This is a genomic window from Ottowia sp. VDI28 (assembly GCF_049532675.1).
Lineage (GTDB): Bacteria > Pseudomonadota > Gammaproteobacteria > Burkholderiales > Burkholderiaceae_C > Ottowia.
The window spans coordinates 6,465,798-6,480,320 of sequence record NZ_CP149820.1 but is presented as its reverse complement, the minus strand read 5'-3'; the positions used below and the strand labels follow the sequence as shown (position 1 = coordinate 6,480,320).

The 14,523-nt window shown below is 58.2% G+C and carries 13 protein-coding genes; 11 read left to right on the top strand and 2 right to left on the bottom strand.

What is annotated here, in order from left to right; genetic code table 11:
* Window positions 1-68: 68 nt before the first annotated feature.
* Window positions 69-548: a MarR family winged helix-turn-helix transcriptional regulator gene (locus WJU18_RS30780; RefSeq protein ID WP_423458079.1), complete on the bottom strand. Its 480-nt coding sequence runs from the start codon at window positions 546-548 to the stop codon at window positions 69-71.
* A gap of 131 nt (window positions 549-679) precedes the next feature.
* Here WJU18_RS30780 and recA point away from each other — a divergent pair, with 131 nt between their 5' ends.
* Both recA and recX read left to right on the top strand, forming a co-directional pair.
* On the top strand, window positions 680-1,732 hold the full coding sequence (recA, locus tag WJU18_RS30775) for a recombinase RecA (RefSeq protein WP_423458078.1): 1,053 nt from the start codon (window positions 680-682) through the stop codon (window positions 1,730-1,732).
* Between the two features lie 127 nt (window positions 1,733-1,859).
* Window positions 1,860-2,324 (top strand): recombination regulator RecX, encoded by a 465-nt coding sequence (gene recX, locus WJU18_RS30770; RefSeq protein WP_423458077.1) that lies wholly within the window; start codon window positions 1,860-1,862, stop codon window positions 2,322-2,324.
* A 255-nt stretch (window positions 2,325-2,579) separates the two neighbouring features.
* Here the strand turns inward: recX and argC are convergent, their stop codons facing one another.
* Window positions 2,580-3,491, bottom strand: coding sequence for an N-acetyl-gamma-glutamyl-phosphate reductase (gene argC, locus WJU18_RS30765; protein ID WP_423458076.1), 912 nt, complete (start codon window positions 3,489-3,491; stop codon window positions 2,580-2,582).
* A 184-nt stretch (window positions 3,492-3,675) separates the two neighbouring features.
* On the opposite strand from argC, the gene sucC reads away from it, so the two are divergent.
* The 9 genes from sucC (at window position 3,676) to WJU18_RS30720 (ending at window position 14,510) form a co-directional block, all read left to right on the top strand.
* The gene (gene sucC / locus WJU18_RS30760) at window positions 3,676-4,836 is read left to right on the top strand and encodes an ADP-forming succinate--CoA ligase subunit beta (RefSeq protein ID WP_423458075.1); all 1,161 of its coding nucleotides are present in this window, start codon (window positions 3,676-3,678) and stop codon (window positions 4,834-4,836) included.
* A gap of 41 nt (window positions 4,837-4,877) precedes the next feature.
* Window positions 4,878-5,774 carry a succinate--CoA ligase subunit alpha gene (gene sucD / locus WJU18_RS30755; RefSeq protein ID WP_423458074.1) on the top strand — a complete coding sequence of 299 codons (897 nt, stop codon included), beginning with the start codon at window positions 4,878-4,880 and terminating at the stop codon, window positions 5,772-5,774.
* 355 nt (window positions 5,775-6,129) lie between these two features.
* A complete protein-coding gene (locus WJU18_RS30750) occupies window positions 6,130-6,813 on the top strand; it encodes a TerC family protein (protein WP_423458073.1) in 684 nt (227 codons plus the stop codon).
* A 91-nt stretch (window positions 6,814-6,904) separates the two neighbouring features.
* Complete coding sequence (locus WJU18_RS30745) at window positions 6,905-7,687, top strand: Stp1/IreP family PP2C-type Ser/Thr phosphatase (RefSeq protein ID WP_423458072.1); 783 nt, start codon at window positions 6,905-6,907, stop codon at window positions 7,685-7,687.
* A gap of 64 nt (window positions 7,688-7,751) precedes the next feature.
* A complete protein-coding gene (locus WJU18_RS30740; protein WP_423458071.1) occupies window positions 7,752-8,336 on the top strand; it encodes an FHA domain-containing protein in 585 nt (194 codons plus the stop codon).
* 234 nt (window positions 8,337-8,570) lie between these two features.
* Window positions 8,571-10,781, top strand: coding sequence for a CHASE2 domain-containing protein (locus WJU18_RS30735; protein ID WP_423458070.1), 2,211 nt, complete (start codon window positions 8,571-8,573; stop codon window positions 10,779-10,781).
* Between the two features lie 439 nt (window positions 10,782-11,220).
* On the top strand, window positions 11,221-11,685 hold the full coding sequence (locus tag WJU18_RS30730; protein ID WP_423458069.1) for a pilin: 465 nt from the start codon (window positions 11,221-11,223) through the stop codon (window positions 11,683-11,685).
* A gap of 49 nt (window positions 11,686-11,734) precedes the next feature.
* Window positions 11,735-13,675: a hypothetical protein gene (locus WJU18_RS30725; RefSeq protein ID WP_423458068.1), complete on the top strand. Its 1,941-nt coding sequence runs from the start codon at window positions 11,735-11,737 to the stop codon at window positions 13,673-13,675.
* Window positions 13,665-14,510 (top strand): glycosyltransferase family 2 protein, encoded by an 846-nt coding sequence (locus WJU18_RS30720; protein WP_423458067.1) that lies wholly within the window; start codon window positions 13,665-13,667, stop codon window positions 14,508-14,510. The genes WJU18_RS30725 and WJU18_RS30720 overlap by 11 nt, the downstream gene beginning before the upstream one ends.
* The last annotated feature ends 13 nt before the right edge of the window (window positions 14,511-14,523 follow it).

Here is a 14,523-nt window from a genome sequence, read left to right as displayed (position 1 = left end):
TGTTTGCCCTATCCCAACCCTTTCCCGGAAGGAGAAGGGGAAAGGTCACACGGGAATCATAAACGTCCTCATGCCTGCGCATAAGCCTCCAACCCCAACGCCACGACCGTCGCCACCTCTTCTCCCACCGCGGCGCGAAATTCCTCTTCGGCGCGTGCCACAGCTTCCTTGAAAGCCATCAGCCAGGCGAGCCCCGTGGGGGTGAACCGGATCAGCCGCGCCCGAGCGTCACGCGCATCGGCCTCACGCGTGACCAGGCCCCACGCTTCGCACTGATCCACCAGATCGCCCATGGCCTGCTTGCTCATGCCTGCCGCCTGCGCCAGTTCGGTCAACCGCGAGCCTTCGAGCGCCAGATGCCGGGTGATGTGGATGTGCGCCGCCCCCACCTTGTCGCGCGCGGCCAGATGGGCCAGCACCAGCGGCACCCCTTCGTCGTCGGCCATCAGCTGCAACACGCGCTCGTCGAAACGGCGCATGGCATGGCCCAGCAGACGGCCCAGGTGTGTCTGCCGCCAGCGGTCATCTTGATGAATGTCGTGGTGCATCCGCAAATGGTAAGGCAAACTGACTTAAAAATTGGTTTACTCCAATCAATGTATTGATATACAGTCCTGTTCAAGCATCCAGTTTTATGAAAGCTGAATGCACCAACCAATTGATTTAAAAGGAGAAAACCATGGATATGGCAGTTGCTGACAAAGCCGAGAAGGCCAAGGCATTGCAGGCCGCGCTGGCTCAGATCGACAAGCAGTTCGGCAAGGGCACCATCATGCGCCTGGGCGAAGGCGAGCAGATGCAGGACATCCAGGTCGTTTCCACCGGCTCGTTGGGGCTGGACATCGCCCTTGGCGTGGGTGGCCTGCCGCGCGGCCGCGTGGTCGAGATCTACGGCCCGGAAAGCTCCGGCAAGACCACGCTGACGCTCCAGGTCATCGCCGAAATGCAAAAGCTCGGCGGCACCTGCGCCTTCATCGATGCCGAACACGCGCTGGACACCGGCTACGCCGAAAAGCTGGGCGTGAACCTGCACGACATGCTCATCAGCCAGCCCGACACCGGCGAACAAGCGCTGGAAATCGTTGATTCGCTGGTCCGTTCCGGCGCGATCGACCTGGTGGTGATCGACTCTGTGGCCGCTTTGGTGCCCAAGGCCGAAATCGAGGGCGACATGGGCGACAGCCTGCCCGGCCTGCAGGCGCGCCTGATGAGCCAGGCGCTGCGCAAGCTCACCGCCACCATCAAGAAGACCAACTGTACGGTCATCTTCATCAACCAGATCCGCATGAAGATCGGTGTCATGTTCGGCAGCCCCGAAACCACCACCGGCGGCAATGCGCTGAAGTTCTACGCCAGCGTGCGCCTGGACATCCGCCGTACCGGCACCATCAAGAAGGGCGACGTGGCCATCGGCAACGAAACCAAGGTGAAGGTGGTGAAGAACAAGGTCAGCCCTCCTTTCAAGACGGCCGAGTTCGACATCCTGTTCGGCGAAGGCATCTCGCGCGAAGGCGAAATCATCGACATGGGCGTGACCGCCCGTGTGGTTGAAAAAAGCGGCGCCTGGTACGCCTACAACGGCGAAAAAATCGGCCAAGGCCGCGACAATTCCCGCGAATTCCTGCGCGAGAACCCTGACCTTGCCCGCGAGATCGAGAACAAGGTGCGCGAATCCCTGGGCATCGCTCTGCTGAACGAAGCGGTGGCTGACGACGAGGACACCTCTGCGTGAACCTTCTCTCCTGAGGTCTCTTCTCCGTCATTCCCGCGCAGGCGGGAATCCAGTGCATCCTGCTGGCGCTGTCGCTGGATTCCCGCCTGCGCGGGAATGACGGGGGAGGGCGCCGAAACTCCTCCAAATGCCCGCCCTCCAACCCTCCCTCAAAGGCCGCGCGCTGCGCTACCTGGCCGCGCGCGAACACTCGCGCGCCGAGTTGGAGCGCAAGCTAAGCAGCCATGAAAGCGAGCCTGGCGAAATGGCTCGTGTGCTGGACGAACTGGCAGCCAAGGGGTTCATCAATGAAGAGCGGGTAGTGGAATCCGTTCTACACCGCCGTGCTGGCCGCCTGGGTGCCGGCCGTGTCATGCAGGAGTTACGCAGCAAAGGTATCGGCGCAGAAGCCTTGGCCGAGGCTGCGGAAAGCCTGCGCGCCACCGAGCTGGACAGGGCGCGTGAAGTCTGGCGAAAGAAGTTTGGCGCCACTGCCGGCAGCCCCATCGAGCCCGCCGAGCGAGCCCGCCAGATGCGCTTTCTAGCCGCGCGCGGCTTCAGCGCCGAAGTCGTTCGGCGTGTCGTGCGCGGCGATTTCGACGACGAACCATAACCGGGTATTTCTCCCTTCTCCCCTTGCGGGAGAGCCTGACGCAGGCAAACCTGCCGACTTGAACCCCAGAACCGCCCCCCGGTATCGTCATTCCGGCGAAGGCCGGAATCCAGGGATAGGAAGCGCGGATCCTCCGGTGTCTGCAGTAGGCTTGATGCGAGGTGCGCGGCCCATGCGTAGCGCATCGCCTTGAGTTTCGAGCGCTGCAGCCCCTCTCTCCAACCCTCTCCCGCAAGGGGAGAGGGAGCGTACGCCTCAAACCCCCAGCATCAGCTTCAAGTTCTGCACCGCCGCCCCGCTGGCCCCTTTGCCCAGGTTGTCCAGCCGCGCCACCACTACCGCCTGCTCCGCTTCCGCAGATCCAAACACGCGGATCTCAAGCTGGTTCGTGTCTTTCAAGGCCACGGCATCCAGCTTGCCCGATTCAGGCGCATCGGCCACGGAAACCCATTCGGCGCCCGCATAGTGCTGCGCATAGATTTCATGCAGCTTGCCCAGAGTGGGCCGGCTCGGCAGCAGATCGAGGTGCAGCGGCAATTCCACCAGCATGCCCTGATCGAAATTACCCACGCTGGGAATAAAAATCGGCCGGCGCGTCACGCGCCCGTATTTCATGATCTCAGGGATATGCTTGTGCTTCAGGCCCAGCGCATAGAGCTCATAGGGCGGCGCGCTGCCTGCTTCATAGGCCTCGATCATCTGCCGGCCGCCGCCGGTATAGCCGCTGACCGAAGGCAAGGCCACCGGATAGTCAGGCGGCAGCACACCGGCATCCACCAGCGGGCGCAGCATGGCAATGGCGCCTGTGGCATAGCAGCCCGGGTTGGCCACGCGATCGGCCTGCTGTACCGCAGCCCGTTGGTCCTTCGACAGCTCGGGAAAACCGAAAGTCCAGCTCTCGGCCACGCGGTGCGCAGTGGAGGCGTCGATGATCTTCGGCTTGCGGCCCGCCAGCGTGTCGATCATGGCCACGGATTCGCGCGCCGCGTCGTCGTGCAGGCACAGCACCACCAGATCGGCTTCGCCCATCAGGGCCTTCTTGGCCTCGGGATCCTTGCGGAGTTCGGGGGCGATGGAGAGCAGTTCGATCCCCTTCATGCCTTGCAGCCGCTCACGGATTTGCAGACCGGTGGTGCCGGCTTCGCCGTCGATAAAAATCTTTGCCATACAGGTCCTTTCCGATGGTGCTTGAGATCACTTCAACACACCATCCGCGACTGCGGCGATAATTACCGCGTCGAATTGGTGCATCGCACCATGATACATTCGCACGCGGCGACGTTTACCGTGTTGAGGTTGGTGCCTAGCTTGATTGTGGCGGCGGCCTGACGATTTCATTTAGAGAGGCATCATGAAAATCCATGAGTACCAGGGCAAGGAAATCCTGCGCAACTTCGGCGTGCCCGTTCCACGCGGCATCCCGGCTTTCACCGTGCAGGAGGCCGTTGAAGCGGCTCAGAAGCTAGGCGGTCCGGTCTGGGTCGTCAAAGCGCAGATCCACGCAGGCGGCCGCGGCAAGGGCGGTGGCGTGAAGGTCGCCAAGACCATCGACGATGTGAAAAAGCTGGCCGGCGAAATCCTCGGCATGCAGCTGAAAACGCACCAAACTGGCCCCGAAGGCCAGAAAGTCCGCCGTCTTTACATTGAAGACGGTGCCGACATCCAGAAAGAATACTACCTCTCTGTCGTGACCGACCGCGCCACCCAGAAAGTGGCCTTCATCGCTTCCAGCGAAGGCGGCATGGACATCGAGGAAGTGGCGCACGCCACCCCCGAGAAAATCGTCAAGGTGTTCATTGACCCGCTCGCCGGCGTCACGCAGGCGCAGGGCGAAGAACTCGCCAAGGGCGTCGGCATGCCGGCCGATTCCCAGGCCCAGTTCATCGATATCTGCCAGAAGCTCTACAAGTGCTACATGGACACGGATGCCTCGCTGGTCGAGATCAACCCGCTCAACCGTGACAGCAAGGGCAACGTCATCGCCCTCGACGCCAAGTTCAACTTCGACAGCAACGCGCTGTTCCGCCATCCCGACGTCGTCGCCCTGCGCGATCTCGACGAAGAAGATCCGGCGGAAATCGAAGCCAGCAAGTTCGATCTGGCCTACATCAGCCTCGACGGCAACATCGGCTGCCTGGTGAACGGCGCTGGCCTGGCCATGGCCACCATGGACACCATCAAGCTGTTCGGCGCCGAGCCAGCCAACTTCCTCGACGTCGGCGGTGGCGCCACGCCCGAGAAAGTGACCGAAGCGTTCAAGATCATGCTGAAGAACCCCAAGGTCAAGGCCATCCTGGTCAACATCTTCGGCGGCATCATGAAGTGCGACACCATCGCCACCGGCGTGATCACCGCCTGCAAGGCCGTGAACCTGCAAGTGCCTCTGGTAGTGCGCATGAAGGGAACCAACGAGGAGCTCGGCAAGAAGATGCTGGCCGAGAGCGGCCTGCCCATCATCAGTGCCGACACCATGGCCGAGGCAGCCCAGAAAGTGGTGGCCGCCGTCCAGTAAGCCGGGCGCCGAACACCTAACGCTGAACCCAAGGATTCACCATGAGCATTTACGTCAACAAGAACACCAAGGTCATCACTCAGGGCATCACCGGCAAGACCGGTCAGTTCCACACTGAGAAGTGCCAGGAATACGCCAACGGCAAGAACTGCTTCGTCGCTGGTGTGAACCCCAAGAAGGCCGGTGAGAGCATCTTCAACATTCCCATCTACGCCAGCGTGAAGGAAGCCGCTCAGCAGACCGGCGCCACCTGCAGCGTGATCTATGTGCCGCCCGCAGGCGCCGCCGAGGCGATCTGGGAAGCCGTGGAAGCCGATCTCGAATTCGTGGTCTGCATCACCGAGGGCATTCCGATCCGCGACATGCTCATGGTGCGCAACAAGATGAAGGAAAAAGAGGCCAAGGGCGGCAAGAAAACCCTGCTGCTCGGCCCCAACTGCCCCGGCATCATCACGCCCGACGAGATCAAGATCGGCATCATGCCCGGCCACATCCACAAGAAGGGCCGCGTGGGCGTGGTCAGCCGCTCCGGCACGCTGACCTACGAAGCCGTGGCGCAGCTCTCGGAACTGGGCATTGGCCAGTCTTCCGCAGTGGGCATCGGTGGCGACCCCATCAACGGCCTGAAGCACATCGACGTCATGAAGGCCTTCAACGACGATCCCGAGACCGATGCCGTGATCATGATCGGCGAGATCGGCGGCCCCGATGAAGCCGAAGCCGCTCGCTGGTGCAAGGACAACATGAAGAAGCCCATCGTGGGCTTCATCGCCGGTGTGACGGCCCCTCCGGGCAAGCGCATGGGCCACGCTGGCGCGCTGATCAGCGGCGGCGCCGACACGGCCGATGCCAAGCTGGCCGTCATGGAAGAGTGCGGTTTCAAAGTGACCCGCAACCCTTCCGAAATGGGCAAGCTTCTCAAGGCATTGTTGAAGTAACCCCCTGAGGCGCTTACGCGCCATCCCCCCGGGGAACGCTGCCAGCGGCCTGGCAAAGCCAGCTCCGCGGCAACCCCGCATGGCCTGCTCCACAGCCTTCTGATTTGGCGCCTTCCCCCTCTGGGGGAAGGTTGGGATGGGGGCTTTCACGGCGGTTTGATCTGAATGGGCGCCTGTTGTGCACTTAAAGTCCCTTCCCCCTTTCCCCTAATTTCTCAAAACACCCCGGCATACGCAATTCCACGAAGGCGCATTCCGTGCTCATCCGCTAGACTCACTGCAGAGCCAACGCGCACGGAGGGTGCGTGTTTTGCCGTTTGCGTTCAGCACAAGAGATTGATTAGGGACAAAGCCGATGGATATGTTGCAGCACCCAGACTTCTGGATTGGTCTGGTCAAGATTGTTTGGATCAACATCATCCTCTCCGGCGACAACGCAGTGGTGATTGCCCTTGCCGCGCGCTCACTGCCCCCCGCCCAGCAGAAAAAAGCCGTGTTCTTCGGTTCCGGTGCCGCCGTGGTGCTGCGGATCGTTCTGACCGTGGTGGCTGCCAAGCTCCTTGCGCTCCCGTACCTGCAGATCATCGGCGGCTTGTTGCTGCTCTGGATCGGCGTGCAGCTGCTGGGTGAAGAAGACGAAGACGACGGCGAGAACAAGCAGCAAGGTAACTTGATGACCGCCATCCGCACCATCCTGATCGCCGACCTGGTGATGAGCCTGGACAACGTGATTGCCGTCGCCGCCGCCGCACAGGGCAACATGCTTCTGCTGATCCTTGGCTTGGCTATCAGCATTCCGCTCGTGATCTTCGGCAGCACGCTCATGATCAAGCTCATGGAGCGTTTCCCAATCATCGTCGTGCTGGGCGCCGCACTTATCGGCTGGGTGGCTGGCGAAACCATCGCCTCCGATACCGCCCTCAAGGGTGTTCTGGGCAGTGCCGCCTGGGTGCACTACGCCGCGGCCATTGTCGGTGCCGTTCTGGTGCTGCTGATCGGCAAGGTGTTGCAGCGCCGAGGTGCTGCGGCTGATGCCTGACCTCGTCAGCGTAACCTGAAGCCTTTTTTCTACGCCCCTGCCAGCGCAGCTGGCGCTGGCGTTTGCATTGCTGCTGCACAATGGCAGTCTGATGCAGCTTGAATACAGTTCGCTTTCCGATGCCGGCAGGTACCGGAGCAATAACGAAGACGCCGTACTGACCGATCCCGCCCACGGGATCGTGGTATTGGCCGACGGCATGGGCGGTTACAACGCCGGAGAAGTTGCCAGCGCCATGGCGGTCGAGCAGATCATGCGCGAGTTGGCCCCCATCCTCGAACAAGCTGGCTCCAGTGCCCCTGTGCGTGAGCTTCGCCGCGCTATCGAAGTCTGTGTGGGCAATGCCAACTACGCTATTTATGAGGCAGCCCGAACCCAGGCCGCCTACGCCGGCATGGGCACCACGCTGGTGATGGCGGTGCTGCACGGACAGACCCTGTTGGTGGGGCATGCCGGTGATTCCCGGGCGTACCGTTGGCGCAAAGGCGTATTGAGGCAGCTCACGCGCGACCACTCCCTGCTGCAGGAACAGCTCGATGCTGGCCTCATTACCCCTGACCAAGCCGCCGTTTCCCCCCACCGCAACCTCGTGACCCGCGCGCTGGGCGTGGAAGACACCGTTCTGCTCGACGTACAGGCCTTTGCCGTGATCCCCGGCGATACCTATCTGCTCTGTTCTGACGGCCTCACCGACATGATGGATGACCATGAGATCGCAGACGTGCTGATGGCTACCTCTCAGATTGAGAGCCGCACCGCAGAGCTCATCCAATCCGCTAATGCCAATGGAGGTATGGACAACATCACCGTGGCTTTGATACAAATTGCGGAAGTGCCGAAAAAGTCCGGAATCGTCGCCAAACTGAGGGGATAAGGCGCGTTTGGCGCCTTTCCAGGCATTAACCTACGCTCCCCTCAATCTGCTCGCGGAGCATGTCATGCCTAGGTTGATCGTATCGATCGACGGAGTCGTTGTAAAAGAAGTGTTGCTGACCAAAGATCGGCTGACGCTCGGCCGCCGGCAGCACAATGACGTCGTCATGGATCATCCGGCTGTCAGCGGAGAGCATGCCGTGATCCTGGTAGAAGAAGACCGCGTGGTGATCGAAGACCTCGGCAGCACCAACGGAACTTACGTCAATGGCGCGCCCATCAGAACACCCCAGGCGATCGTGAGCGGCGACACCATCGACATTGGCAAGTGCCGCCTCAAGTACCTGGATGATGCCGCTGCCCGGGCGTTGGGCATAGCCTCTGGCCGCTATGCCCCGCGCGTGCGTGTGCTGAGCGGCAAGGCCATCGGCCGTGAAGTGTTGCTCACGAAGCCCGTCACCACGCTCGGCAAGCCCGGGGTTTCCGTGGCCTCCATCACCCGCCGCCCGCAGGGATTTGAGCTGGCGCAACTGGAAGGCACCCAGGTTCCCGCCGTGAATGGCATCACGCTCGATGGCGGCCCCATCTTCCTGAAGAACCACGACCAGATCAACGTCGGCGGCGTCCGCCTCGAGTTCATCGATCCGTAGGGGATTTGACTCCCTCTCCCCCTGGGAGAGGGCAGGGGTGAGGGCTTTCACCGCGCCACTTCTTCCCCATCCTCAGTTAGCCTAGGGATGCTCTGCACAAATCGAACGGTAAGCGGGCGCGGCAGGCCGCCCGAGTCTGCAGATGCACGCGGCGATTGAGTTGTGCAGAGCATCCCTAACCCCCGCATCCCACACAATACACCCGTGGGCGCCCTGAAACGTCATGGAATTCGAATGGCAGCCACCGGGTTGCTGGTGTTGCTGGCGCTGCTGCATGCCTGCGGCGTCTGGACGCAGGACAGCCTCACGCGCCTGGACGCCAGGCTTTACGACATCCGCATGCAGCTCACCATGCCGGGCACGCTGGACGAGCGCGTGGTCATCGTCGACATCGACGAGCCCAGCCTGGCCCGGCTGGGCCAGTGGCCCTGGAGCCGCGAACGCGTTGCGGCCCTGATCACCGAACTGACCGCCCGGCAGCAAGTGGCCGCCCTGGGCCTTGACGTCGTGTTTGCAGAACCCGACCGCAGCTCCGGCCTGCACGAGCTTCAGGCCCTGGCCAATCACCAATTGAGCGGCCAGCCCGGTTTTGCCGAGTGGCTGGCGGGCGCCACCCCCCGGCTTGACTACGACACCATGCTGGCCAAAGCCTTGGTCAACCGGCCAGTGGCCCTTGGCTATTACTTCACCAGCGACCGCGGAGGCCGCCGCGCAGGCACCTTGCCCGAGCCCGTGCTGAAACCCGATGCCAGCGCGCCGCTTCCCGGCCTGCTGCAATGGGACGGCTACGGCGCCAACATCGAGCTGCTCGCCAAGGCCGCGCCGCATGGCGGCTTCTTCAACGCCGTAGGGGACTCCGATGGCGTTGTGCGCTCCGTACCGATGCTGGCCGAGTTCGGGGGCGCATTCTACGAATCGCTGGCGCTGGCCACGCTCCGCCACAGCCTGGGTGAGCCGCGCCTGCAGATACAGCGCGCCGCTTCCAGCGATGCCGCCAGCCCCCTGGCCGCCGTCAAGCTGGGCCGCGGCCCGCAAGGCTTGCAGGTTCCCCTGGACCGGCGCGCCACGGCGCTGGTGCCTTACCGTGGCCATGGCGGTCCGCAAGGCGGCTCGTTCCGCTATATCTCCGCCGCCCAGGTGATCGAAGGCAAGCTCCCCGCCGGCAGCCTGAAAGGCCGCGTGGCATTGCTCGGCTTTACCGCCCCCGGCCTCATGGACTTGCGCACCACCCCCGTGGGCGAGGCCTTCCCCGGCGTCGAAATCCATGCCAACCTGATCTCGGGCATGCTCGACGGCCGGATTGCCCACCAGCCCGACTATGCGCGTGGTTATGAGGTGCTGGTGGTGCTTGCCGCCGGGGCCTTGCTGATCTTTGGTCTGCCATTCCTGCCCATGGCGGGCGCGCTGCTGCTCGGCGTGGCGGTGATCGCTGGCCTGTTGGCATTGAACACTGGCCTCTACATAGGTGCCGGCCTGGCTTTGCCCCAGGCAGCCGCCCTCATGATGGCGCTTACCGCGCTGGCTCTCAACATGGCCTGGGGCTATTTTGTGGAAGGCCGGGCCAAGCGCGACCTGGCGCAGCTTTTTGGCACCTACGTGCCGCCAGAGCTCGTGCGCCAGATGCTCAAGAACCCCGAGCAATACAGCATGCAGGCCCGGACCGAGGAGCTGACGGTCATGTTCTGCGACATGCGCGGCTTCACTGGCCTTTCGGAAACCATGGCGCCGCGTCAGGTGCAGGCCTTGCTGAACAATGTGCACAGCCGCCTGACCAACGTGATCCGCGCCCATCGCGGCACCATCGACAAATACATGGGCGATTGCGTCATGGCCTTCTGGGGCGCCCCGGTGGCCACCCCCGATCACGCCAGCCTGGCTGTGCAGGCCGCGCTGGCCATGGAGCAGGCCCTGCACATCCTCAACATCGAACGTATCGCCGCCGGCCGCTCGCCCTTGGGCCTGGGTATCGGTATCAGCACCGGGCAGATGTCGGTGGGCGACATGGGTTCCGACGTGCGGCGGGCCTATACCGTGGTGGGCGATGCCGTGAACCTGGCTGCCCGCCTGGAAGGGCTTTCCAGTGTTTACGGTGTCAATATCGTGGCCAGCGCCACTACCCGCGAGCAAGCGCACGGCTTTATATGGCAGGAGCTGGACCGTGTGCGCGTCAGGGGGCGCCACCAGGCCGTCACTATTCACACCGTGCGCGCGCAGGAGGGCATTTCGCTCCGTGCTTTGACGCAGGAACTGACGCTTTGGGAGCAATTGCTGGAGGCCCAGCGGCGCGGGGACATGGCCGAATGCGAGGCCAAGGTGAACCAGCTTCGTGAGTTGAATCCCGGCTTTGAGCTCTACCGGCTGTACGAGCAACGGATTGCCGCTCATCACAGACCGCTCCCAGATCCGGACGGAGGTGGCTTAGTGGACAAGAGTTTGTGGATATGAGAACTTGAGAAGAGGTGTTCCGCGTCCACTGAGGTCGCGCATACTTCGTACACTCAAAAAACGGCTTCGGTGAAAAATTCACCGAAGCCGTTTTTCTTGGCTGTCCGGCTGGCGACGCATCCACCACACGATAGGTCCGGCGTCCATACGAAGAAATCATGCCTCATGACAGAGACAACATTGTGATCTCCTGGGCGGGGGGAAAAGTAAACATCTCTCTTACCCTAGGGCGCTGTGAGGCGTTGTGATGAAGACAAATGGTGTATCTAAGCACCAAAATTTGTGACAAAAAATGTCGCCCCAAGTAACCCAAAAGACCAAAAATAGTCACTGCGTTCTGCCAACTATTGCACAATGACCACGTGGCAGGGGCAAGCAAGCCTCCCGGCACCGCTGGCACGCTAGATGCATAGGCAAGCCCTGTGCGGCAACGCACTCAATGCAAAATCTCCAGATCCAACCACCACCATCGCAGGAAGAGGAAGTGAAAATGAAATCGCTCCGTAAAGTACAGAAGGGTTTTACCCTGATTGAATTGATGATCGTTGTCGCGATCATCGGCATTTTGGCGGCCGTTGCGCTGCCGGCTTACCAAGACTACACCAAGCGGGCAAAGGTGTCCGAGATTGTGCTGGCGGCTAGCTCTGCTCGCACTTGTGTTTCTGAAATCGTGCAATCTAAAGGCTTTTTAAGCCTGAACACCTGCGCGAGCAGTTTCAAAGCGACGAAATACGCAACTGGGATGAGCGTGGGCGCTACCACCGGTTTGATTGCAGTGAACGGTACAGTTGACGCTGATGTTATTCGAGTTACTCTGACTCCTTCGGGCAACACGACAACTGGAATCACAAAATGGACATGCGCTGGGACGCCTGCTAGACTGATGCCTGGTTCTTGCCGATAAATATTTAAATCTAATCCGGGACCCCAGTTATCTGGGGTTTTTTTTGGATATGCAAAAGAAAAGTAATACCACTATCCTTGCCCTTCTTTTGTATGTCGGCATAGTTTTGCTATATCTGCCTGGTGTCGGCGGAGCTTTTTATTATGATGATTATTCAAACTTAAAAGATCTGGCGAGCATTGATGGCTGGGTAAGCTTCTGGGAGTTCGTGTATTCGGGTCACGCAGGACCTCTCGGGCGGCCGCTCGCGCTTTTGACATTTGCATTGCAGCATTCTGCATGGCCCGGCAATGGAGAAGGCCTCTTTTTTACAAATATCAGCATTCATGCATGTAATGCGGTAATCGTTTTTTTTCTAGCCCGTCAGCTTCATCAATTGGTAAGAGAGGAGGAGCGGCAAGAGAGTAAGGCAAATGAGTTTGCCCTGATTGCTGCTGCTTCTTGGGCATGCTCTCCGATATTGGCATCAAGCAGCTTAATATTGATTCAAAGAATGACCACTTTGGCTGCATTCTTTATGCTGTTAGCTGCTCTAATTTATTTAAAAGCATTTGACTATTTTTCGGCGCAACCTAAAAAGAGATTATTGCTTCAGACGCTGGTGTTAGGAGGAGGGACTGCGTTTGCGACTCTTTCCAAAGAAAATGGCATATTATTACCTGCACTTGTCTTTACAGTGGAAATCTCCTTGCTGAAAAATAATGCTGCTGCTGCAGCATGGAGGCGTACACGCATTAGTGTTCTTGGAGCGTCTGTTGTTATTTTGTTGGTTTACATTTCTCCATTGGTTCGACCCTGGCAGAAAATTAGTGAATTTAGAGGATTCTCCTCTTGGGAGAGGTTGCAAGGTGAGTTATTCATACTTTGGGAGTATGTTTATCTCATAATCCTCCCGAAAGTGGCATATTTTGGTCCATTTCAGGATCAAAAGGTTATTACCGATGACGCCGTGAAAATATATGCCTCAGGGATCGCATTATGTGGGGCTCTAGTTGGAGCTCTGCTTTATAGAAGAAAAAATCCGTGGCTTCTTTTTGCGGTTTCTTGGTTTTTGGTAGGGCATATGCTGGAGTCCACGAGTTTGCTCTTAGAGCCGTATTACGAGCATAGAAATTATATCCCGCTCGTAGGGTTGTCAATGCTCTTTGCGAATTTTTCCATATTTTTTATTCAAAAGTATGGATCGATTGTAAGAGTTGCAGTGTATGGCTATATAGCTATCAACGCAGGTGTGCTCCTGATGATCAGCAGCTTATGGGGAAAGCCTATGGAGGCGGCAAAATTCTGGGTTGAAACAAATCCAGGCTCAATTCGTGCAGTTGTACATCAAGTAAACCTCAGTATGGGTTCTACTTCATCTGATGTGGCCGCGAATAATGAGGCTACCTTACAGGTCAATAGAATAGTGAGTGCAATGCAGCTGCTTGATCAAACCGCTCGTTGGTGTGAAGACTGTCTGAGCATACATTTGCAAGCATTGACATATTCTTGTATTGTGGAAAATGAAAACGAGCAGCGGCGGCGTATTGCAGCGATCGGTGAAATTCTTCTCCATAATAAGAATCGTGTAGATATTTCGTCCGTAGATGCTGCGGTTGTCCTCCTGCAATTGATTTCTGCTAAACGATGTATGGGCGTTGAATATTCTGATGTAGACGAAATTCTCAGTGAGATGCTGCAGCAAAAAAAATATTCGACACCATTAAATTTGGTATCAAAGATTTATTATCAAAAGGCAACATTAGCATACGCGGCGGGTAAATATTCCGACGCTGAAATTTTAATAAAAAAAGCTGAGGAGGCATGGCCTAGTGCTGAGCCCGTTATTGATTATCAGATTGAATATTATAGTCAGCGAAAAATGCCGGAAAAAATAATTGAATTGGTGAATAGGAAATTAAAGCAGCAGATGAGCGGTGAAATTCATCTTTCGGAGGTTTATGTTAGGAAGTTGAAGGAAAAATCAAAGGAGGCCAGTCATGAGAATTAGTGTGATTCTCCCTGCCAAAAATGAATCTCAAGGCATCGGGGCTGTGCTGGCTAAAATTAGGAGAGAAGTGCCTCACGCAGAAATCATTGTTGTAAATGACGGCTCAACCGATGAAACAGCTGTAGTAGCGGAAAGAAATGGTGCGTATGTTCTTCATCATCCGTATAGCAAAGGTAATGGAGCGGCGATAAAAACCGGTGCTCGGAGTGCGACGGGTGATGTTCTCGTGTTTATGGATGCAGATGGGCAGCACAATCCTGCTGATATTTCTCGTCTATTGGAGGAGATGAAGCAAGGCTATGATATGGTCGTGGGAGCTAGGCAAAAGGGTTCACAAGCCACCATGGGGCGTGGTCTGGCAAATAGGGTGTACAACTATTTGGCGAGTTGGATGACTGGGCATGCAGTACAAGATCTGACGTCGGGCTTTCGTGCAGTACGCTCAGATAGATTTCGTGAATTCCTCTACTTGCTGCCGAATGGTTTCTCATATCCGACTACTAGTACCATGGCCTTCTTTAGAGCCGGATACTCGGTGACCTATGTGCCTATTCATGCTGCCAAGAGGGTTGGCCAAAGTCACATCCGCTTATTGCGTGATGGTACGCGTTTCCTGCTCATCATATTTAAAATTGGAACACTCTTTTCTCCCTTAAAGATCTTCGCACCAATAGCCTTGACGATGTTTATGGTGGCATCGATGTGGTATGGCTGGACTTGGTGGCATCAAGGGCGATTTACAAATATGAGCGCATTGCTTTATACAGGTAGTGTTATGGTTTTTTTGATGGGTTTGATTTCTGAGCAAATTACAGCCCTAATGTATCGAGACTAAAAGCATCAAATGC